This is a genomic window from Kistimonas ophiarachnellae (genome assembly GCF_057552235.1).
On sequence record NZ_BAAJPA010000002.1, the window covers coordinates 93874 to 116499 of the forward strand.

A 22626-nucleotide genomic window follows, 5' to 3' on the forward strand; every position below is an offset into this window, starting at 1 on the left:
AGATGCTGTTACTACTGGCAGACCACTGTTTCTGTCCCGGGATGACCTGGACTGAATCGCGGCCCGAAGGGTTGCTGCTGTCCGTTGAGGGTGCAGATTGGCCATATGATAGCTTCAGTTTTCGCCAAGACCAATGCCTTGTTGGTATTGCTGTCGGTATTGTCCGAGAAAATAACGCGGGTTTGCCCGTGATTCCGGCGAAGGCGGGGGATTTAACTGTTATAGTGATAGTGGTAATCTCTGCGTCTGATTGACAATTGGCATTTCCCACCCTGCTGATTTCCGGCAGAGGCGCATTCCCGCTAAGGATTTACTATGACACGCAGGATACCGGGTCTGGTTACCACTGCATTGCTGGCAGTTATGATTCTGGTGACTGGCGGCTGTAATACCATGGAAGGCCTTGGCAAGGATATTCAGGCCCTGGGCAACAAGATTGAACAGAGTGCCGGGCAGTAAGCGTACCCGACGCTGATTTCGCGTTTCTTCATATTACTGTCTATCAACCGTTTATTTTCTGAGTTTCACCGGCATACGATGAGTACCACAGACAAACCCAGCCATTTTCTTGAGCAGATCATTGATAAAGATCTGGCCGACGGCAAGTTCGCTTCCATCTGCACCCGTTTCCCTCCGGAGCCCAACGGCTTTCTGCATGTGGGACACGCCAAGTCCATCTGTCTGAACTTCGGACTGGCTGAAAAATACCAGGGGCAATGTAACCTGCGCTTTGACGATACCAATCCGGAAAAGGAAGAACAGGTATACGTCGATGCGATCAAGGAAGACGTACGCTGGCTGGGCTTCCAGTGGGCGGGCGAGGTGCGTTATGCCTCCGATTACTTTGATACATTCTACGAGTGGGCGCTGCACCTGATCCGTGAAGGCAAGGCTTACGTCTGTGACCTGTCACCGGAAGAAGCCAGTGAATACCGGGGGTGGGCCACCAAGCCGGGTAAGGATAGCCCTTACCGTACGCGCAGTGCTGAAGAGAACCTGGATCTTTTTGAGCGCATGCGCGCCGGCGAATTTGATGAAGGCGCCAAGGTGCTGCGGGCCAGGATTGATATGGCCAGCTCGAACATGAACCTGCGTGACCCGATCCTGTACCGGATTCGCAAGCAGTCCCATCACCAGACCGGTGACAAGTGGTGCATCTACCCGAGCTATGACTTTGCCCATGGCCAGGAAGACGCCATTGAGGGGATTACCCATTCCATCTGCACGCTGGAATTCCAGGATCACCGGCCTCTGTACGACTGGTTCATTGACAACCTGCCGGTTCCCCATAAGCCGCGCCAGTATGAATTTGCGCGTCTCAACCTGAACTACACCGTGACCAGCAAGCGGAAGCTGAAGAAGCTGGTGGATGAAGCCGTTGTATCAGGTTGGGATGATCCACGGATGCCGACCATCTCTGGTATGCGCCGCCGGGGCTATACACCGTCCGCGATTCGTAAATTCTGCGACATGATCGGTGTGACCCGTTCTGACGGTATTGTGGATGTAGCCATGCTCGAGCATGCGATCCGTGATGACCTGAACGAGAATGCGGCCCGGGCCATGGCTGTACTGGATCCGCTGAAAGTCGTCATTACCAATCTGCCTGAAGGCGAGGTTCAGGAAATGACTGCGGCGGCACACCCTAACCGTCCTGAGATGGGTGAGCGAGTTCTGCCATTTACCCGCGAGATCTACATCGACCGGTCAGATTTCACCGAAGACACCACCCTGTCCCGTAAGAAATTCAAGCGTCTGGTGCTGGGTGAGTGGGTGCGTCTGCGCAGTGCCTATGTCATCCGGGCTGACGAAGTGGTCAAGGATGATGACGGCAAGATCGTTGAAGTCCGTGCAACGCTGGTGCCGGGAACTGTCGGGGAGAATCCGCCGGAGGATATTCGTCCCCGTGGTGTGATTCACTGGGTTTCGGCGACGCACGGACGTCAGGCGGAACTGCGTATTTATGACCGCCTGTTTACCCATGAAGCGCCGGATCGTGGTGAAGAAGATTTCATGAAGCATGTAAATCCTGAATCGCTGGCGGTGATGCAGGCCTGGATTGAGCCGGGGCTTGCTGATGCAAAGCCGGAACAGGGCTTCCAGTTTGAGCGGGAAGGGTACTTCGTGGCGGATCGTTTGGACCACACGGCTGAAAATCCCGTTTTCAACCTGACCATCGGTCTCAAGGATACCCAGGGTAAATAATGAAGCCCTGTGCCGGCTTTCCCGTAGCGGAAAAGCCGGCAATCACGTTTGGGTAAAAAGACAGTAAACAGGACGACACCGTGCTTCAGATTTATAACACCCTGACCCGAAAGAAAGAGCCCTTTACCCCGCTGGATGGAAACAATGTCCGGATGTATGTCTGCGGCATGACGGTTTATGACTTTTGCCATATTGGTCACGCACGGACTGTGACGGCGTTTGACGTGGTGGCCCGCTACCTGCGTGCCCGTGGTTATAACCTGACCTATGTGCGCAATATCACCGATGTCGATGACAAGATCATTCGCCGGGCCCTGGAAAATGGTGAGTCAATTGATGTGCTGACTGACCGGATGATTGCCGCCATGCGTGAGGATTTCCGTAAGCTGGGCAACCTGGATCCGGATGAAGAGCCCCGTGCGACCGCCCATATTGATGGCATGATCACCATGATCGAAGGCCTGATTGAAAAGGGCTTTGCCTATGCGCCGGGCAATGGCGACGTCTATTACCGCGTGCGTAAGTTTGAGGGCTACGGCAGTCTGTCCGGCAAGGTGCTGGAGGAGCTGGAAGTCGGCGCCCGTATTGAGGTGGATGAGCAGAAAGAAGATCCGCTGGATTTTGTACTCTGGAAAGGCGCCAAGCCCGAAGAACCGTCCTGGGAATCCCCCTGGGGTAAGGGACGTCCCGGCTGGCATATCGAATGCTCGGTGATGGGTAAATGCTGCCTGGGCGAAACCTTTGATATTCACGGCGGTGGCTCCGACCTCAAGTTTCCTCACCATGAAAACGAGATTGCCCAGAGTGAAGCGGCCAACGGCGTTAAATTCGTGAATACCTGGATGCACTCCGGCGCCATTCGCGTAGATAATGTGAAGATGTCCAAGAGCCTTGGCAACTTCTTCACCATCCGTGAGGTGCTGGAAAAGTACAACCAGGAACTGGTGCGCTATTTCCTGATCTCCAGTCAGTATCGCAGCCCGATGAACTATTCCGAAGACAGTCTGAAGGAAGCGGGTATTCGTCTTGAGCGACTTTATACTGCGCTGAAGGATCTGGACCTTTCCGGTGTTGAAGTGCCAGAGAATCATCCGTTCGAGCAGCGTTTCTTTGCCGCAATGGATGACGATTTCAATACGCCTGAAGCGCTGGCTGTACTGTTTGAGTTGGTGCGTGAGCTCAACCGGGTTCGCAGTGAAGAGGCCAGCAAGGCCCTGCCTCTGGCAGCGTTGCTGCGCAAGCTGGGCGGTATTCTTGGGATTCTTCAGGGAGAGCCGGAAGCGTTCCTGAAATCCGGTGCTGATGTTGATGAGGCTTGGATTCATTCCATGATCGATCAGCGTGTTGCTGCCAAGAAAAACCGTGATTTCGCCGAGGCTGACCGGATTCGCGACGAACTCGCGTCGAAAGGCGTGATCCTGGAAGATAGTCGCGAAGGCACGACGTGGCGAATTGAGCGATAATTCAGAAAAGCCCCGTTTTGCGGGGCTTCACAATGTATTATTGCACCGGCGGCAACGATTGTGAGCCCGGGTACGGGCGGGTGCTTGTTGCCAGAGTTGGCAATATCAGACGCTGGTTGAGCGTTGCCGTTGTAGTGTTGGTGGTTGATGTATTCGAATGCCCTGGCTTGAATGTTGGATTATATAGGGGGTAGACAGTTTTGGTAACAATGGCAGTTGAGCAGTTTGAGTTTGTAGCCTCTGTTTCAGACGTCTGATTTTTTTTCTTTGCTTGTTGGCGGCTACTCCCGCACAGGCTCCTCCTGCGATAAGTATTGCGGCCAGTAAACCCGTTCCGATGGCCAGACCGCCTATGGTTTGCTCTTGCTTCTGCACTTGTTCCTGCGTTTGTAGCTGCGTTTGTAGCTGCTGTTGTTCCTGCTGTTGTCTGCATTGTTCCTGCTGTTGTTCCTGCTGTTGTCTGCATTGTTCCTGTTGTTGCTTCAGCTTCAGATCCAGATCCTGTAATTGTCTATTCAGATTTTCGTTGGTATTTTCGCAATCATTATTTGCCTGGTTTAAGGCGAAGCAGACGTTTTTTTCAACGTCTTTATTTTTGCTGACTTCATTTTTGCAATACTGTTGTGCTTCAGTTTTTTTTGATTGGTCGAGGTTGTTAAGTACGTTAGTGAAATTTGCAATGATTCCCCCAATGCAGGCTCCGAGTTGGAAATGTAAATTATTGATTTGCTTATTATTTTGATTAATCTTGTTATCGCATCTTGTTTGAAAATCATCGAAAAGATCTTGAACTACCTGGCTGTTTTGGCAATTAATTATAATCGATTCGGAAATTTGGGATCGTTCGCTTTGTTGCATCAGTGGTGCGCCGGGTGAGTAATAGGTTGGATTCGCGGTAGTACCCAAAGCTGTTTGATGCAAGGGTTGGTTGGTCGCCGCGGCCGTGCGTGATGAGATTGCAAGCAGTCCAAGAGAAAGCGCTTTCAACCGCCTGAATTTATTGGGTGGATTGCCTTTGGCTGGTGCATGATTTTTTTTTTCTGAATCTGAATCCTGTGTTTCGTTTTTTTTCGTGGTCGTGAATTTAATGGTGACGCCTTTTCTGGATGTTATCGTTTTTGTGACATTGCCTGTCAGCTTTTTATGGGTTGCCGTGTCGGGTTTCCTGGCTCTTGCTTGTTTGACGTTTTTTCCATTTTTTTTGTTCTTTTCTTTCATTGGGGCTGTTTTTTTACTGCCTGATCTTATTGGTTGTGTGGGGGGTGATTTTCTGATCATGGTGAAGCCTCTTACATAAATGTTGTAGATACTGGATTAAAAAAAAATCCGAAACATCTGGTTAAAGGGGGCGTATTGATGATTGCAAAGTGTGATCAATGCTTCGGAATAATCAAATAGATTCTTTCTGGCATTATTGGTTCCCGTTTTTCTATGCAATGAATAATTTGGTTGCTGTTAACGGTAACGCAGCTGTTAAGGGCTAAGCTGCCTTTTTCGGTTTCCTGAGCCATGACTTAAAGAAGTCCCATATATGAAATTTATCTGTGTTCATGTGCGGAAACGGTTCCCTGGGATGTGACTCTACGTTTGAATAATCAAAAAATTGCATAATTAAGTACAAACAACCGTTGAGCGGAGCGTAGTCGGCATCATGCATCATGCATCATGCATTGGAGCGCCTTTTCGAGATCAGGCATCACTTTTAAAGTGTTGTTTAGCGGTTGTGTTACTCCGGTATTGCGTTTGCAGTGGCTGGTTTGTTTGCAAGGGTCAATACGGGAGCAATCTCATGTTTTTTCATTGCGCCAAGTCAATATTGTGCCAGATGCTCGGTGTTAACGTGGTTTTAGACGGTTTTTTGTCTTGTCGTTGCTCCGGGTGGGGCAGGACAAGCTGAATTAAACGATTGCCTGGGAGTGAATTGCATGAGTGCATACAAGTTCTTTATGCCGGCCATTAACCATATGGGTGAAGGATGTCTGGCTGAAGCGATCAACGATATTGTTGGATTTGGCCTTAAGAAAGCCCTGGTTGTAACGGACAAAGTGCTGAACGATATTGGCCTGGTCGGCGATGTGGTTGAGCAGCTGGGTGAAAAAGGGGTTGCCAGCGTTATTTATGATGGCACTCAGCCTAACCCGACTTGTGAAAACGTACGTGATGGTCTTGCACTGCTGCAGGAAAATGACTGTGATTTCGTGATTTCTCTCGGTGGTGGCTCTCCACACGATTGCGCCAAAGGTATTGCGCTGGTTGCAACCAATGGTGGTGAAATCAAGGATTACGAAGGCGTCGATGTTTCCGGCAAGCCTCAGTTGCCGCTGGTCGCAATTAACACGACTGCAGGTACGGCCTCAGAAATTACCCGTTTCTGCATCATCACTGACGTGAAGCGTCACGTGAAAATGGCGATTGTTGACAAGAACACCACGCCGATCATGTCCGTCAATGATCCGGCGCTGATGAAGGGTATGCCGGCTTCCCTGACTGCAGCGACAGGTATGGATGCCCTGACCCATGCGGTAGAAGCCTATGTATCTACAATCGCTACGCCTGTGACTGACTGCTGTGCGCTGAAAGCTATCAAACTGATTGCTTCTTACCTGCGTCGTGCGGTCGACAATGGCGAAGACATGGAAGCCCGTGACCAGATGGCTTACGCGCAGTTGCTGGCCGGTATGGCATTCAACAATGCCAGCCTGGGCTACGTTCACGCCATGGCGCACCAGCTGGGTGGTTTCTACGATCTGCCTCACGGTGTGTGCAACGCTGTCCTGCTGCCTCACGTCCAGCAGTACAATGCGCAGGTTAGCCCCGGTCGTCTGGCTGATGTGGCGCGTGCCATGGGTAAGGATGTTGAAGGTATGGAAGCGCCTCAGGCTGCTGAAAAAGCGCTGGAAGCGATCCGTGAACTGTCAGCGTCTGTCGGTATCCCTGCAGGTCTGCGTGAGCTGAATGTGAAAGAGGAAGATCTGGATCTGCTCGCAGAGAATGCGCTGAAGGATGCCTGTGGTCTGACCAATCCCAAGCAGGCGACTCACGAAGAGATCGTGGCTATCTATCGCAATGCGATGTAATCGATAGTCGTAAAAAAGGCCGGGCTTCATGTCCGGCCTTTTTGTTTGTGTGCCTTATGCGTCCGGATGGAGGTGCTCGGCAGCGTAGAGCGTATTTTCCAGCAGGGTTGCGACAGTCATGGGGCCGACACCGCCAGGTACCGGTGTGATCCAGGAAGCGCGCTCAGCGGCAGCTTCAAATTCAACGTCGCCAACCAGTTTTCCGCTTTCCAGGCGGTTAATGCCCACGTCAATCACGATGCTGCCGGGTTTGATCCATTCGCCTTTGACCAGTCCTGGTTTCCCGACACCCACAACAACGATATCAGCGCTGGCGACTTCTGATGCCAGGTTTTCGGTGAAACGGTGGGCGGTCGTAGTGGTGCTGCCTGCGAGGAGCAGCTCAAGCATCATGGGGCGGCCAACGATATTAGAGGCGCCTACAATCGTGGATTTCTTACCGCGCAGACATTCGCCGGTGCTTTCCAGTAGTGTCATGACACCCTTGGGGGTGCAGGGGCGTAGCATCGGGTTACGCTGGCAGAGGCGTCCAATATTGTAGGGGTGAAAACCGTCAACATCTTTGTCGGGGCGGATGCGCTCGATCACGTGCGTGCTGTTGATGTGGGCGGGAAGGGGAAGCTGAACCAGGATGCCGTCGATTTCCGGGTCGTTGTTCAGGTTATCAATCAGGGTGAGTAACTGCTCTTCGGTAGTGGCGGTAGGGAGGTCGTAGGAGCGAGAGAGGAAGCCGACTTTTTCGCAGTCCCGCCGTTTCTTGCCGACATAAACGCGAGAGGCGGGATCTTCGCCCAGGAGTATCACCGCCAGACCCGGGGTGCGGAGACCATGTTCCTGTCTTGTTTTTACAGCAGCAGCTATGCGGTCCGTGATCCCGTCAGCAATGCGTTTGCCATCAATGATCTTTGCTTGCATGAGATGTGACTTGTTTTTTCTGTTTCAGGAAGGCGGGGAGTATGACAGATTTTCGGCGGTAAATCGTGGCATGGGTCAACGCATGACGGGGCACACTTTTCCTTTGCCTGGAATTTTTTCGACTACGGTTGAACTCGCTGCAATGCTTCAAGTTGGCCAGTGAGCATGGGGTGTAATCCGATTTTGTCGCTTCCCTCCAAAATGTTCTTTAATAAAGGAAAGCGTGCGGGTGGCATTTTCGTTAACAGCATTTTGTAAGTCCTCGTTTCCTAACGGAAAAAGGTAGTCGATGAGGCGTTGACGAACTGCAGGGCTGCGGGTAATATTCGCCCCGTCGTTGAGCAGCACTCATGCCGCTTCGCAGCGTCTGATTCGGGGTATAGCGCAGTCTGGTAGCGCGCCTGCTTTGGGAGCAGGATGTCGGGAGTTCGAATCTCTCTACCCCGACCAGTTACAACCTGTGATATAAAGGGTATATGCGCCCGTAGCTCAGTTGGATAGAGCAACGGCCTTCTAAGCCGTGGGTCGCAGGTTCGAATCCTGCCGGGCGCGCCATGCAGTGTTTCTGATCGGTTTTCTTTGCCAGTCTTTGAAAAGCGTTTTGTTGGTTCGATGATGTGTTGTCTGGTTTGCGAGTAGGGCTTGCATCCTGCTTAAAAATCAGTACGATGCGCTTCGCAGCTGACCGGTGAGTTTCTTTCTGGCGGTATGAATTTAGTGGTGGGCGTAGCTCAGTTGGTAGAGCTCAGGATTGTGACTCCTGCGGTCGTGGGTTCGACTCCCATCGTCCACCCCACTTAATTCGTTGTTGTAGTGTATTGATGTTGTGCTGGTGGGCGTAGCTCAGTTGGTAGAGCTCAGGATTGTGACTCCTGCGGTCGTGGGTTCGACTCCCATCGTCCACCCCAGTTTTAAAAAATATCCTGCCAGGTTGGCGGGATTTTGTGCGGAAGTGGTGGAATTGGTAGACACGCTGGATTTAGGTTCCAGTGCCGCAAGGCGTGAGAGTTCGAGTCTCTCCTTCCGCACCATGCATTGTTAAAAATGGGGATAAGCTTGCCTTATCCCCATTTTTCGTATGTGGCGAAAAGGTCATCTTGGAATCGTGCTGATATCCAAGTGTCTTTTGGTTGCAAATAATAAGCGCATAAAAGACTGTCTTCCGGGGATTGATGTTGTAACAGGGGATGTGCATCGGCTATTCAGTGATGCATGAGAATTTGATACCCTGTTACACTTTTCAGTGACCGAATGTTGCTACAGCTGGTTTTATGAGGAATACCCATGCAAGTCTCACTTGAAACGACTTCCGGCCTTGAGCGTCGCCTGACTATCGTTGTTCCGGCGGCTGATGTGGATGCCAAGGTTGAGGAGCGTCTTAAGGAAATGAGCCGCCGTGTCCGTCTGGATGGTTTCCGTCCGGGCAAGGTACCGTTCAAGGTGGTTAAGAAGCGTTACGGAAAGGGCGCTTATCAGGAAGTACTGGGTGAGGTTATGCAGACCTCCTACATGGAAGCGATTTCCAGCGAGGAGCTCCAGCCTGCCGGTTCCCCCAGTGTAGAGCCTAAGGTCATGGAAGAAGGCAAGGACTTCGAGTTCATTGCCACCTTTGAAGTGTACCCGGAAATCGCTCTGGAAGACTTCGCCCAGATCAAGGTCGAAAAGCCTGTGAGCACTGTTCAGGATGCTGATGTTGACACTATGCTCAGCACTCTGCGTGAACAGAGCCGTACCTGGGAAGTGGTTGAGCGTGCTGCCGAGAGCGGTGACCAGGTAGAGATTGACTACGTTGGTACCTTGGACGGTGAAGCGTTTGAAGGCGGCAGCGCAGAAAACCAGAAGCTGGTTCTGGGCTCCGGTCAGATGATTCCTGGTTTTGAAGATGGTCTGGTTGGTGCTTCTGCTGGCGAAGAAAAAGTGCTGGAGCTGACCTTCCCTGAAGACTATCACTCAGAAGAACTGAAGGGTAAGCAGACAGCTTTCACTGTAAAGGTTAAATCTGTCAGCCAGCCTGTACTGCCTGAAATGAACGATGAGTTCTTCGCCAAGTATGGTGTTAAAGAAGGCGGCGAAGAAGCGTTCCGTGAAGAAATTCGCAAGAACATGGAGCGTGAACTTCGTCAGGCGGTTAAAACCAAGATCAAGAACCAGGTTATGGACGGACTGCTGTCTGTTCACAATCTGGATGTGCCTCATGCACTGGCTGCGCAGGAAATTGATCGCCTGCGTCATCAGGCTGTTGCCCAGTTTGGTGGTGCTAACAGCGGTATTGATCCGAAAAACCTGCCGGCTGAATTGTTCAAAGATGAAGCTGACAAGCGCGTCAAGCTGGGTCTGTTGGTCGGCGAGATCGTTAAGGTTAAAGAGATCAAGGTCGATGATAACCGTGTGCGCAGCATGATCGAAGACATTGCTTCTGCCTATCAGCAGCCTCAGCAGGTGATTGACTGGTACTACAGCAATGAACAGCAACTGAGCCAGGTGCAGTATGTTGTACTGGAAGAACAGGTGGTGGATACTATTCTCGATGCTGCACAGGTTTCTGAGGCCGAGTGCAGTTATGAAGAGGCCATCAAGCCTGCTCAACATGCCGCTGAAGAAGAGGCTGAAGCTTAAGGTCTTAGCCTGCTGATCTTTCTTCTCAGCAAGATCGGAGCACTGTCGGAGACAGTGCTCCCACACCGACAAGGAGCCATTCCAGGATATGTCCAGATTCACTGATTACAGCGCTCCCCAGATTTCGGCAGCCGGTGGGCTGGTGCCCATTGTGGTTGAACAGTCTGCCAGGGGTGAGCGTTCCTACGATATCTATTCCCGCCTGTTAAAAGAGCGGGTTATTTTTATGGTGGGCCAGGTTGAAGATTACATGGCTAACCTGATTGTCGCCCAGATGCTGTTTCTGGAGTCAGAAAACCCGGATAAGGATATTCATCTTTATATCAACTCTCCCGGCGGTTCTGTCACGGCAGGTATGGCAATCTATGACACCATGCAGTTTATCAAGCCGGATGTCTGCACCTATTGTGTCGGGCAGGCAGCCAGCATGGGTGCCTTGCTGCTGGCTTCCGGTGCTGCGGGTAAGCGTTACTGTCTGCCACACTCCAGGGTGATGATTCATCAGCCTCTGGGTGGGTTCCAGGGTCAGGCGTCCGATATTGAAATTCACGCCAAAGAGATCCTGACCATCAAGGACAAACTGAACAAGGTTCTGTCACATCATACCGGCCAGCCCATGGAAGTGGTTGAAAGAGATACTGACCGTGACAACTTTATGGATGCCCTTCAGGCCAAGGAGTACGGCTTGATTGATGAGGTGATGGATAAGCGCCAGGTTTCCGAGTAGAGCCTGGGCTGACCTATGGCATTTCGGGTGGTCAGCAGCACGGACAAGGCGATTACCTTTTCTCTGTCTGACCCCTTGAAATGTGACGGTAAAACCAGCATCTTGTTGTAAAAGGGTTATCCCAGAAAACAGGGTATTTGAATGACCGACCAGAGCAACGGCAAGGGTGATGATAGCGGCAAGCTGCTTTACTGCTCCTTCTGCGGCAAAAGCCAGCATGAAGTGCGGAAGCTGATTGCGGGCCCATCGGTCTTTATTTGCGACGAATGTGTTGATCTCTGTAACGATATTATCCGTGAAGAGGTTCAGGAAGCGGCGCCTGAGGGCAACAGTGACAAGCTTCCGGCTCCCAGGGAGATCAAGGATATTCTGGATGAGTATGTTATCGGCCAGCAGCGCGCCAAGAAGGTGCTGTCTGTTGCTGTCTATAACCACTACAAGCGACTCCAGGCAGGCGAAAGCCGCAACAAGGATGATGTAGAGCTCGGAAAGAGTAACATCCTTCTGGTGGGGCCAACGGGTTCCGGTAAAACATTGCTTGCTGAAACGCTGGCGCGCCTGCTGAACGTACCGTTCACGATTGCTGACGCAACGACGCTAACTGAAGCGGGTTATGTGGGTGAGGATGTCGAAAATATCATCCAGAAGTTGCTTCAGAAATGCGATTATGATGTAGAAAAGGCCCAGATGGGTATTGTCTATATCGATGAAATCGACAAGATTTCCCGTAAGGCGGATAACCCGTCCATCACCCGGGATGTATCCGGTGAAGGGGTGCAACAGGCACTTCTTAAGCTGATTGAAGGTACAGTGGCATCTGTGCCGCCTCAAGGTGGACGCAAGCATCCCCAGCAAGAATTTTTGCAGGTTGATACCTCGAACATTCTCTTCATATGTGGTGGTGCATTCGCTGGGCTGGAAAAGGTTATTCGTGATCGTACCGAGAAAGGCGGTATCGGCTTTTCTGCAGATGTCAAAAGCAAAGATGTCAAGAAGAGTCTTGGTGAGACATTCAAGGATGTTGAGCCAGAAGATCTGGTCAAATATGGTCTGATCCCTGAGTTTGTCGGTCGACTGCCGGTTGCAGCCACGCTTGAAGAGTTGGATGAAGAGGCGTTGGTCAGAATTTTGACCGAGCCCAAGAATGCTCTGACCAAGCAGTACGCACGTCTTCTGGAAATGGAAGGTGTGGACATCGATTTTCGTGACGAAGCACTGCGCGAAGTGGCTCGACAGGCGATGGAGCGAAAGACGGGTGCTCGTGGTTTGCGCTCCATTCTTGAAAATGTGTTGCTTGAGATTATGTATGACGTGCCTTCGGATAAGACCATTTCCAAGGTGGTCATTGATGGCAATGTCATTCGGGGTGAAACCGCACCTATTCTGATTTACGAAAATACGGAAACGCCAAAAGCGTTGCCAGAAGAGTAAAGTAATCTTTCGGGGTGGCAGTAAAGCTATTGCTGCCCCGTATTTCTTGCCGCTACCTGTATCTTCTCATTTTGTTGCCTATCGCCTCTGGCCTGCGACCTCCCTTTTCATATATTTTTCAGTCATTACATTCAGTAATGACAAATGGGTCAGCATTTTTTGATGCAGGTCATTTTGTCCTTGTATTTTGATTCGTAAGCCCTCATCTTAGTGACTGTAAGGCGGTTTGAAGTCGCATATCACGCTGAACAGTTTTGTCAGCGTATTTTCTGACCGTCAGGAGTATCAGAAGAGAGGGCTGCGTATGGAAAATCAGGATCTCACCCGCTGCCATGAGACGGTGGAGTTACCGCTTTTGCCACTCCGGGATGTCGTCGTCTATCCCCATATGGTTATTCCGTTGTTTGTCGGCAGAGACAAATCAATTAAAGCCCTTGAGAAGGCCATGGCAGGCGATCGGCGCGTGTTGCTTGTGGCCCAGAAAAATGCTCAGGATGATGATCCCGGGCATGATGAAATTTACGAGGTTGGCACGTTATCAACTATCTTGCAGATGTTGAAACTGCCAGATGGCACGGTAAAGGTTCTGGTTGAAGGCGCTTCAAGAGCCAGGATTACTGAGTTCAGGGATTGTGGTGACTACTACACAGCCCTTGCTGATGTACTGGAGGCAATGCCTGTCGAGGCACGCCGTTCTGAAGTGCTGACACAGACGCTCTACAGTAAGTTCGAACAGTATGTACAGCTCAGTAAGAAAGTAGGAACCGAAGTCCTGAACTCGCTTTCTGAAGTCGATGATCCTGAAAGATTGGCTGATACCGTTTCTGCCCATATGGTCCTCAAGATAGAAGACAAACAAAAGATTCTTGAAGTCGACGATATCTTCGAACGTCTGGAGTACCTTATCGCCCTTATAGAGACAGAGATTGATCTGCTTCAGGTAGAGAAGCGGGTGAGAGGGCGTGTCAAGAAACAGATGGAAAGAAGCCAGCGGGAGTATTATCTGAATGAGCAGATGAAGGCCATTCAGAAAGAGCTGGGTAGCATTGAGGATGGTGTTGATGAATTTGACAGCCTCAAGGAGAAAGTAGAGGCTGCCGGCATGACGGCTGAAGCACTCGACAAAACCATGTCTGAGTTGAAGAAGCTGAAGCAAATGTCGCCGATGTCAGCAGAAGCCACGGTGGTTCGTGGGTATATCGACTGGATGCTGAGCATTCCCTGGAAAAAACGCAGCAAAGTTCGGCACGACCTCAAGAAAGCAGAAGAAATCCTCAACGAAGATCATTACGGTCTGGAAGAGGTCAAAGACCGTATTCTTGAATATCTGGCTGTTCAGCAGCGCGTACGTAAAATCAAGGGGCCCGTTTTGTGTCTGGTTGGGCCGCCTGGCGTGGGTAAAACTTCGCTGGGTGAATCCATTGCCAGGGCGACAAACCGCAAGTTTGTTCGCATGGCACTGGGTGGTGTCCGCGATGAAGCGGAAATCCGGGGCCACAGAAGAACCTATATCGGTTCCATGCCCGGTAAGCTAGTACAGAAAATGGCCAAGTCGGGTGTAAGGAATCCGCTCTTCCTTCTGGATGAGATTGACAAGATGGGCTCTGATATGCGGGGGGATCCGGCCTCTGCGTTATTGGAAGTCCTCGATCCTGAACAAAACAACAGCTTCAATGATCATTATCTTGAGGTCGATTACGATCTCTCCGATGTCATGTTTGTCTGTACGTCGAACTCCATGAATATTCCGGCGCCGTTGCTGGATCGAATGGAAGTGATAAGAATCCCGGGTTATACCGAACAGGAGAAAATTAACATCTCTGAACGGTACCTCCTGCCTAAGCAGCTCAAGAATGCAGGGTTGAAGAAAGGCGAAACCCAGTTTGATGAAGACACCATTCGTGACCTCGTTCGCTATTACACGCGTGAGGCCGGTGTCAGGGGGCTTGAGCGGGAAATTGCCAAGATTTGTCGGAAGCTGGTTAAAGAGCAGGCGCTTGGTGTGCAGGATGTTCCCGGCCAGGTTGTACCGGATGACCTGGACCATTATTCAGGTGTACAGAAATTCACTTATGGTCGAGCAGAAGAAAAGGACCAGATTGGACAGGTCACAGGGTTGGCCTGGACCCAGGTTGGTGGAGAATTGCTGACCATTGAAACTGTAGCGATCAGTGGTAAAGGACAGGTGATTAAAACCGGCTCACTGGGTGATGTCATGCAGGAGTCGATCCAGGCTGCTATGACCGTTGTGAGAAGTCGTGCGCCTGTTCTGGGTATTAAGCCTGATTTCCATGAAACACACGATGTCCATATCCATGTTCCGGAAGGTGCGACACCTAAAGATGGCCCCAGTGCCGGTATTGCCATGTGTACTGCTCTGGCGTCGGTCTTCACTGGTATCCCGGTGAGAGCGGATGTTGCCATGACCGGTGAGATAACACTGCGAGGCCAGGTTCTGGCGATAGGTGGTTTGAAAGAGAAACTGTTGGCTGCTCACCGTGGCGGTATTAAAACCGTGATCATCCCGGCAGAGAACAAAAAGGACTTGAAAGAGATTCCGGATAATATCAAGCAGGATCTTGAAATCTGTCCAGTCAAATGGATCGATGAAGTGCTGGAGCTGGCCCTTAAGTTTATGCCGGAGCCTCAGTCAAAAGATCAGGATGTAACGGTTGACGATGCAAACGGAAAGGCGGATGCCGCCCGTGGTGACCTTGTCAGTACTCATTGATTCTATGGCGTGAAAAGCGGCGGACTGAATGTCCGCCGCTCGTGTTTTTGAGAGATTATTTTACGATTTCCTGCACGGCTTGCCAGAAAATAGTCTATTTATACTGATTGTTTCTCTCTGAAACCCTTGCAGGGCGGGGCTTTCTTGACAGTGACTGAAGCGTATTGGTATAAAACTTTGCAGTTTTTGCAAGGCGAAAGGTATGGCAGTTCCTTCCGGTATGCCCATTCAGTCATCACCCCTTTCTGGTTAGTGTGTGACAGAAATAGCCGGAAAAACTGGTGAAGCATGTACCACGATGGCTGAGTCCTTGCATAGTCCATCGAAACACCACGTCACAAGAAGGGGAATGAAGTGAACAAGTCTGAACTGATCGAGACAATTGCTGAATCTGCGGATATTCCTAAGGCGGCAGCTGGCCGTGCACTGGACGCAGTTGTTGAATCGATTACCGGTGCGCTCAAGAGCGGTGACCAGGTGGCTCTGGTTGGCTTTGGTACGTTTGGGGTCAAGGAACGTGCAGCACGCACCGGTCGTAATCCTCAAACGGGCCAGCCGATCCAGATCGCTGCCGCCAAGATCCCCAGCTTCAAGGCTGGCAAAGCGCTGAAGGACGCGGTTAACTAAGCGTTTTTACCTCACCCTGACACGAGAAGAGTATTCATCTTGAGAGACTGTTGGCGTTTTTTATGTAAAGTGCTGAGTGTGCAGGGCTGAGATAAAAAAGGCGTATCCATGGATACGCCTTTTTATTATCATTCACTACTTTTGATCCTATGACGTGCACAGTAGACCTTGGCCGGCGGAGCCTTTGGTGAAAAGCAGGTATCTACCGGGTGACTATCAGGTTGTTGCATTCATACAGAATTCGATTCACAGGACGTTGTTGAGGTTTCTATGCTGCAAAACATGAGGGATAAGGCCCAGGGCTGGATCGCCAAGGCGATTATTGCCTTTATTGCCTTTACCTTTGCTATCTTCGGTCTGGAGTCACTGGCTCCCAACCCTAATAACCCTGAAGTCGCCGAAGTGAATGGCCAGGAGATTACCCAGCAGCAACTGATGCAGGCGGTTGATCAGCAGCGTCGGTTATTGATGCAGCAGCTGGGTGGTAATTTCGACCCCTCCATGTTCAATGAGCAGATGCTGCAACAGGCTGCACTGGAAGGCTTGATCCAGAAAGAGGTGGTCCGCCAGTACGCCGACCGGGTAGGGATGTCTATCTCCGCTCAGAGTGTGGATCAACTGATTCGCTCTACGCCTGAATTCCAGGTGGATGGCCAATATGATGCCAACCGTTACCAGCAGCTGGTGCGCTCCCTGGGAATGACGCCGCAGCAGTTCCAGCAATACCTCCGGGAAGAGCTTTTGGCGTCACATATTCGGGCCAGTATTGCGGGCTCCGAATTTGCCACGCCTTATGAAGTCCAGCAACTGACGGATATCCAGCAGCAAACCCGGGATATCGCCTGGCTAACACTGGATATGGCGGCTGCGAGAGACGCCGTGAAGGTTGATGAAGAGACTGTCGAGTCTTATTACCAGGATCACCAGGCTGAATTCATGACACCTGAGCAGGTGAGCCTGGAATATGTCATCCTGGATCGTGACCAGTTAGCTGATCAGATTGAGATCGATGATGCGGATATCAAGGCCAGCTATGAAGCTCGCGTTTCTGAGTTGAAGGAAAAGGCAAATAATACAGTAACAGCTTCCATGATCCTGCTTGAGCCCAGCGATACCCGCGATGAGAATGCGACGTTGGCGCTGGCTGATGATCTCAAGCAGCGTATGAGCAAGGGTGAAGATTTTGCATCGCTGGCCCGTGAGTACTCTGAAGAGCCAGATTCAGCCGCAAAAGGTGGTGATCTGGGCGCTGTTGAGACTGGTTTCCTGGGAGCGGCTTTCGACGAGGCGCTCGCAGCACTTGCCAAAGGGGAAGTTTCCCAGCCTGTCCTGACCGATTTTGGCGTAGTCTTGATTAAACGCACTGCGGGTACAGACGCGAATATTCCTGCACTGGCCGATATGCGTGATGAACTTGTCCGTGATCTTAAAGAGCGTGCTGTAGATCCGTTGTTTGTCGAGCAATCCCAGAAGTTGGCAGATATCAGTTTTGAGGCAGCGGATCTCCAGCAGCCGGCTGAAGAATTAGGGCTTGAAGTCCAGACCACTGCGCTGTTCGATCGCCGTGGTGGCAAGGGTATTGCCGAAAATCGTGCGGTTGTGGATGCGGCTTTCAGTGATGATGTTCTGAACCTGGAGGCTAACAGTGAACCTTTGGATATTGCGCCTGGAAAAGTCGCGGTTATTCGCATCAAGGAACACAAGCAGCCCGAAGTGAAACCCTTGTCTGAAGTGCGTGATGCCATTGTTGCAGAGGTTCGAAATGAACGAGCTGACCAGCAGATGAACGAAAAGGCGGATATGATTCTTGCCGCCCTGGACTCAGGGCGCTCCAGTGCCGAAGTGGCCAAAGAGTATGCCACCGAGTGGCAGGAGAAAGCGTTCGCCGGGCGTGCAGAAGAAGGTCTACCCCAACAACTGCTTCTGGATGCGTTTAAATTACCGCACCCGCAAGGTGACGTTCCCAGCTATGGTAAAACCACGCTGCCGAACGGGGATGTGGTTGTCGTCGCTGTGAGCAAGGTGGAGCAGGGAACTGAGGCTGTTGCATCAGAGCAGGTGCAGAATATTAGTAATATTCTGTCTATGCGGATGGGAGAAGCCCTGTTTGGTGAGTATCAGCAGGATCTGAAAAATACTGCGGATATCAAGCGGTTTGCCCAGGATACAGAAAGCTAAAGTTTGATGTTAAGAAAAAGGCCGGATAATCCGGCCTTTTTTGTACCCTCAGGAAACTAAGGTTTACTCTGGCAGTTGTCCCATTGCGGTAATGTTGAAGCCGCCATCGACATAGGTGATTTCACCGGTCATGCCACTGGCGAGGTCAGAGCAAAGGAACGCCGCCACATTGCCGACTTCGAGCTGTGTTACGTTACGACGCAGCGGTGCCCGTTCTTCATTATGGGCCAACATCTTACGGAAGCTGTTAATACCGCTGGCTGCCAGGGTGCGGATGGGGCCGGCAGAGATGGCATTTACCCGGGTGCCTTCCTCGCCTAGGCTGGTTGCCAGGTAGCGAACACTGGCTTCCAGGCTGGCTTTGGCCAGACCCATTACGTTGTAGTTGGGCATGGTGCGCTCGGCGCCAAGGTATGACAGCGTCAGCAGTGCACCATTTCGTCCGGCCATCATCTGACGACCCGCTTTGGCCAGGGCGATGAAGCTGTAGGTGCTGATGTCGTGAGCAATGCGGAAGCCGTCTCGAGTGGTGACTTCGGCAAAGTTGCCGCTGAGCTGGTCACCTGGCGCAAAACCTACGGCGTGGATAATGATATCCAGGCCGTCCCACTGCTTGGCCAGCTCAGTAAATACCGCTTCGATTTGTTCATCGCTGGCAACATCACAGGGAAAGCACAAATCAGCGGATGATCCCCACTGCTCAGCGAACTTTTCTACCCGTCCTTTCAGTTTTTCATTCTGATAGGTGAAGGCCAGCTCTGCGCCTTCCCGGTGCATGGCTTCTGCGATACCGCTGGCAATCGACAATTTACTGGCAACGCCTACGATCAGTGCGCGTTTTCCCTTGAGAAAAGCCATCTGGAATTCCTTTATATTGACAAATTTCGCCAGTATAGAGAAACCACGGGCCGGTTTCGATAACGACACTTTTATTTTATGTAATTATCTGTCAATGAAGCCTGCAGTAACTGGCGTGTGTAAGGTTGAGAGGGATGCTGAAAGACGCTTTCCGTTGTGCCAGATTCGATAATCTCTCCGTTTTCCATGACCATGATGCGATGGCTGATGGCCCTGATGATCGCAAGATCATGGCTGATTACCAGATAGCTGAGTTGATGTTTCTTTTGTAACGTCCTGAGCAGATTGATAATTTGGCACTGAACTGTGCGATCCAGGGCTGAAGTAGGCTCGTCAAGTATCAGTACGTCAGGCTTAAGCACCAGCGCCCGGGCGATGGCAATTCGCTGGCGTTGTCCGCCGGAGAATTCATGGGGATAGCGGCCCAGGATTGTCTCAGGTAACTGGACGTCCTGAAGGACGCTGATAACCTGTTGCCTGATGTTTTCAGGGCTGCCGGTACAGTGGACATGAAGTCCTTCCCCAATAATTTCTTCCACTGTGAGCCGGGGGCTCAGGCTGCCAAATGGATCCTGAAACACCATTTGTAGATGGCGACGAAAAGGCTTGAATGCTTTACGCCCCAGCTGATCAACCTTTTGCTGACGCAGTTGAAGGTTGCCATCGAATGGCAGCAACTTCATAAGCGCGCAGGCCAGGGTGGTTTTCCCGGAACCACTTTCACCGACAAGTCCCAGGGTTTCACCCGCTTTTAACTGTAGTGATACATTGCGTACGGCAAAATGCCAGGACTGCACCCTGCCCAGCAGCCCTTTTTTTTCAGGAAAGCGAACGGTTATCTCTGAGGCATTGAGTATTTCAGGGGAGCAAGCCAATGGGGTTGGTGCAGGCCCCTGCGGTATGGAATGAACCAGTCTTCTGGTCAGCGACTGTTGTGGATCATGCAATACCGAATCAACGGCGCCCGACTCAATAATCTGCCCGTCGTCCATAATCGCTACCCGTGAGGCGTGATGTTTGACCAGGTTCAGGTCATGGCTGATCAAGAGAATCGACAGGCCATATTCATCCCGTAAACTGTCCAGTAGCGTCAGAATCTGTTGCTGGACGGTGACGTCCAATGCTGTCGTCGGTTCATCAGCGATCAGCAGGTCCGGTCGGTTGGCCAGTGCCATGGCTATCATAATGCGCTGGCGTTGGCCGCCTGATAACGCATGGGGTAGTGCGTTGTATTTCTGCTCAGTTTGACTGATGCCAACCCTTTCCAGTAACCCAAGGGTTTCAGTTTTCGCTTTTCGGCCACTCATGCCCTGATGACGTATCAGTGTTTCACTGATCTGCCTGCCAGCGGTATGGAGTGGGTTCAGTGAACTCAGGGGTTCCTGGAAGATCATACTGAGTCGATTACCGCGAAGTTTTGACATGCCCGGGTTGTCCAGTGCCAGCAGATCCTGTCCATTGAATCTTATATGTCCGGACGCTTGTGTCTGATGAGGCAGCAATCCCATGATACTGAGTGCCGTCAGGGTTTTACCTGAACCTGATTCACCGACCAGTGCAAGGGTTTCTCCTTGATCAATGGCCAACGAAACGGATTTCACCAGTGTTTTTGGGCTATGTGCTAGCTGTACGGACAAATTTTGTATGTCCAGCAGACTCATGCTGTGACTCCTGAATCCATGGCATCTCTTGCGGCTTCACCGATAAAGACCAGTAATGTCAGCAGAAAAGAGAGGATCAGAAAGGCGGTAATACCCAGCCACGGGGCTTGGAGGTTATTTTTCCCCTGGGCAATCAGTTCGCCGAGGGAAGGTGAACCCGCTGGCAGGCCAAATCCCAAAAAGTCGAGGGAGGTCAGGGTGCTGATGGCGCCGGTCAGGATAAACGGTATAAAGGTCAGGGTCGCGACCATGGCGTTGGGCAGAATATGTCGGAACATCAGCCGTGTATCGCTGACGCCCAGTGCTCGCGCCGCCCTGACATAATCCAGGTTTCTACCCCGGAGGAATTCTGCCCTGACGACATCCACTAGTGCAGTCCATGAAAACAGCAGCATGGTGCCCAGCAGCCACCAGAAACCCGGTTCCACCAGGCTGGACAGGATGATCAGCAGATAGAGCATGGGAAGGCCTGTCCATATTTCCAGAAAACGTTGCCCAAGCAGGTCGATGCGTCCGCCATAGAAGCCCTGGAGGGCGCCTGCGATGACGCCAATCACGGTACTGAGCAGGGTCAGTATCACGCTGAATAGAATCGATATTCTCAGGCCATAAATGACCCTGGCCAGAACATCACGCCCCTGGTCATCCGTACCCAGCCAGTTCTCGGCCGACGGTGGTGCCGGTGCTGGCAGGTCATAATTGATGGTGTCGTGGTAGTAGCGGATCGGGGGCCAAAGCATCCAGCCCTTTTGATGGATATTGTCCTGGATAAACTGTTCCCGAAAATCTACACGGATGGGGAGATCGCCTCCAAAGGTTGTTTCCGGGTAATCAAAAATAACGGGGATATAGAAATGGTTTTCATAGTTCACGAGCAGTGGTTTGTCGTTGGCAATGAACTCTGCTATCAACACCAGCACAAATAATGTCAGGAACAGGCAAAAAGCGGTGTACCCGCGGCGATTTGCCTTGAACTGCTGCCACATTCTCTGGTTATAAGGGCGCAGGCGCATCAGTAATCCCTCGCGTCGAAATCAATGCGTGGGTCGACCAGCGCATAAGCGAGGTCGCCCAGCAGTCTGGCGACAAGTCCCAGTAGCGTAAAGATATAAAGGGTGCCAAACACCACGGGGTAGTCCCGGCTGATGGCGGATTCAAATCCCAGCAAGCCCAATCCGTCCAGGGAAAAAATCACTTCAATAAGCAGACTGTTGGTAAAGAGAATGCTGATCAGTGCGGCAGGAAAACCAGCGATAACGATCAACATGGCATTGCGGAATATGTGTCCGTAGAGTACCTGTCGTTCACTGAGTCCCTTGGCACGGGCCGTCATGACATACTGCCTGGCAATCTGGTCAAGGAAGGCGTTTTTGGTCAGAAAAGTGAGGGTGGCAAAGCTTCCCAGCACCATCGCAGTCAGGGGGAGTGCAAGATGCCAGAAATAATCGGCGACTTTTCCGCTCAGGGATAGTGTATCGAAATCATCGGAAATCAGTCCCCGGAGCGGGAAGAACTGCCAATAGCTGCCACCGGCGAACAGGATGATCAGTAATAATGCGAGCAAAAAGCCGGGTATGGCATAGCAGATGGTTACCAGCGTACTGCTCCAGACGTCAAAATGGCTACCATGCCGAACCGCTTTATGGATACCCAGGGGGATGGACAGGCCATAAACAAGAAGGGTGCTCCATAGTCCGAGAGAAAGAGAAACCGGCAGTTTCTCAGCAATCAGTGCGGTAACGGAGATATCACGATAAAAACTGTCACCAAAATCCAGTGTCAGATAGTGGTACATCATCAGGAAAAAGCGTTCTGCCGGGGGCTTGTCAAAACCGTATTGCGCCTCTATCTCCCGAACAAGGTCAGGGTCTAGCCCCCGTGAACCGCGATATTCACTGGTCTGGTCCATCAATGGCTGCTGAATTTCGCTGCCAGCATCGCCGCCAATGCGGGCGGTGATGTCGGTATCCAGCCCTTCCAGTTTGGCGATCATCTGCTCGACAGGACCGCCAGGCGCCGCCTGGATAATCACAAAGTTGATCAGCATGATGCCAAACAGTGTGGGAATAAACAGCAGGAGTCGTCGGGCGATATAGGCGCGCATCGGGTTAACCATTCTGGCTGGCGATCAGTGTTG

16 protein-coding genes and 5 tRNA genes are annotated in these 22626 nt (G+C 51.4%); 15 read left to right on the forward strand and 6 right to left on the reverse strand.

The genetic code is table 11. The features are described 5' to 3' along the window. Nucleotides 1-315: 315 nt before the first annotated feature. From AC27K1_RS02665 to cysS, 3 genes are all read left to right on the forward strand, one after another. Nucleotides 316-459, forward strand: a complete 144-nt coding sequence (locus tag AC27K1_RS02665) for an entericidin A/B family lipoprotein (protein WP_345194610.1) — start codon at nucleotides 316-318, stop codon at nucleotides 457-459. Between the two features lie 78 nt (nucleotides 460-537). Beyond that, nucleotides 538-2205, forward strand: coding sequence for a glutamine--tRNA ligase/YqeY domain fusion protein (locus AC27K1_RS02670; RefSeq protein WP_487148125.1), 1668 nt, complete (start codon nucleotides 538-540; stop codon nucleotides 2203-2205). A gap of 80 nt (nucleotides 2206-2285) precedes the next feature. Next, nucleotides 2286-3668: a cysteine--tRNA ligase gene (gene cysS, locus AC27K1_RS02675; RefSeq protein WP_487148126.1), complete on the forward strand. Its 1383-nt coding sequence runs from the start codon at nucleotides 2286-2288 to the stop codon at nucleotides 3666-3668. Nucleotides 3669-3773: 105 nt separating this feature from the next. Here the strand turns inward: cysS and AC27K1_RS02680 are convergent, their stop codons facing one another. Continuing rightward, on the reverse strand, nucleotides 3774-4886 hold the full coding sequence (locus AC27K1_RS02680) for a hypothetical protein (protein WP_487148127.1): 1113 nt from the start codon (nucleotides 4884-4886) through the stop codon (nucleotides 3774-3776). Between the two features lie 707 nt (nucleotides 4887-5593). Between AC27K1_RS02680 and yiaY the strand changes: the two genes are divergently transcribed. Continuing rightward, nucleotides 5594-6745: an L-threonine dehydrogenase gene (gene yiaY / locus AC27K1_RS02685; RefSeq protein ID WP_487148128.1), complete on the forward strand. Its 1152-nt coding sequence runs from the start codon at nucleotides 5594-5596 to the stop codon at nucleotides 6743-6745. 54 nt (nucleotides 6746-6799) lie between these two features. Here yiaY and folD read toward each other — a convergent pair whose 3' ends face one another. Beyond that, a complete protein-coding gene (gene folD, locus AC27K1_RS02690; protein WP_487148129.1) occupies nucleotides 6800-7660 on the reverse strand; it encodes a bifunctional methylenetetrahydrofolate dehydrogenase/methenyltetrahydrofolate cyclohydrolase FolD in 861 nt (286 codons plus the stop codon). A gap of 373 nt (nucleotides 7661-8033) precedes the next feature. Between folD and AC27K1_RS02695 the strand changes: the two genes are divergently transcribed. From AC27K1_RS02695 to AC27K1_RS02745, 11 genes are all read left to right on the forward strand, one after another. Beyond that, nucleotides 8034-8110: transfer RNA gene (locus AC27K1_RS02695), tRNA-Pro, on the forward strand. Nucleotides 8111-8138: 28 nt separating this feature from the next. Continuing rightward, a tRNA-Arg gene (locus AC27K1_RS02700) sits at nucleotides 8139-8215 on the forward strand. A gap of 165 nt (nucleotides 8216-8380) precedes the next feature. Then, a tRNA-His gene (locus AC27K1_RS02705) sits at nucleotides 8381-8456 on the forward strand. A 36-nt stretch (nucleotides 8457-8492) separates the two neighbouring features. Beyond that, nucleotides 8493-8568 (forward strand) — tRNA-His (locus tag AC27K1_RS02710). A gap of 38 nt (nucleotides 8569-8606) precedes the next feature. Beyond that, nucleotides 8607-8691 (forward strand) — tRNA-Leu (locus tag AC27K1_RS02715). Nucleotides 8692-8944: 253 nt separating this feature from the next. Then, entirely contained in the window at nucleotides 8945-10276 is a 1332-nt protein-coding gene (tig, locus tag AC27K1_RS02720) for a trigger factor (RefSeq protein ID WP_487148130.1), read from the forward strand. Between the two features lie 88 nt (nucleotides 10277-10364). Then, nucleotides 10365-11003, forward strand: a complete 639-nt coding sequence (gene clpP, locus AC27K1_RS02725) for an ATP-dependent Clp endopeptidase proteolytic subunit ClpP (protein WP_211828315.1) — start codon at nucleotides 10365-10367, stop codon at nucleotides 11001-11003. Between the two features lie 141 nt (nucleotides 11004-11144). Further along, complete coding sequence (gene clpX / locus AC27K1_RS02730; protein ID WP_487148131.1) at nucleotides 11145-12434, forward strand: ATP-dependent Clp protease ATP-binding subunit ClpX; 1290 nt, start codon at nucleotides 11145-11147, stop codon at nucleotides 12432-12434. Nucleotides 12435-12738: 304 nt separating this feature from the next. Beyond that, entirely contained in the window at nucleotides 12739-15165 is a 2427-nt protein-coding gene (gene lon / locus AC27K1_RS02735; protein WP_487148133.1) for an endopeptidase La, read from the forward strand. Nucleotides 15166-15486: 321 nt separating this feature from the next. Continuing rightward, nucleotides 15487-15792, forward strand: coding sequence for an HU family DNA-binding protein (locus AC27K1_RS02740; protein WP_487148488.1), 306 nt, complete (start codon nucleotides 15487-15489; stop codon nucleotides 15790-15792). Nucleotides 15793-16062: 270 nt separating this feature from the next. After that, nucleotides 16063-17970 (forward strand): SurA N-terminal domain-containing protein, encoded by a 1908-nt coding sequence (locus AC27K1_RS02745; protein WP_487148134.1) that lies wholly within the window; start codon nucleotides 16063-16065, stop codon nucleotides 17968-17970. A 63-nt stretch (nucleotides 17971-18033) separates the two neighbouring features. Here AC27K1_RS02745 and fabI read toward each other — a convergent pair whose 3' ends face one another. From fabI to AC27K1_RS02765, 4 genes are all read right to left on the reverse strand, one after another. Next, a complete protein-coding gene (fabI, locus tag AC27K1_RS02750; protein ID WP_487148136.1) occupies nucleotides 18034-18828 on the reverse strand; it encodes an enoyl-ACP reductase FabI in 795 nt (264 codons plus the stop codon). 71 nt (nucleotides 18829-18899) lie between these two features. Beyond that, the gene (locus tag AC27K1_RS02755) at nucleotides 18900-20489 is read right to left on the reverse strand and encodes an ABC transporter ATP-binding protein (RefSeq protein WP_487148138.1); all 1590 of its coding nucleotides are present in this window, start codon (nucleotides 20487-20489) and stop codon (nucleotides 18900-18902) included. Then, the gene (locus AC27K1_RS02760; RefSeq protein ID WP_487148140.1) at nucleotides 20486-21502 is read right to left on the reverse strand and encodes an ABC transporter permease; all 1017 of its coding nucleotides are present in this window, start codon (nucleotides 21500-21502) and stop codon (nucleotides 20486-20488) included. Before AC27K1_RS02760 ends, AC27K1_RS02755 begins: the two co-directional genes overlap by 4 nt. Continuing rightward, a complete protein-coding gene (locus tag AC27K1_RS02765) occupies nucleotides 21502-22593 on the reverse strand; it encodes a microcin C ABC transporter permease YejB (RefSeq protein ID WP_487148489.1) in 1092 nt (363 codons plus the stop codon). The genes AC27K1_RS02760 and AC27K1_RS02765 overlap by 1 nt, the downstream gene beginning before the upstream one ends. Nucleotides 22594-22626 lie beyond the last annotated feature (33 nt).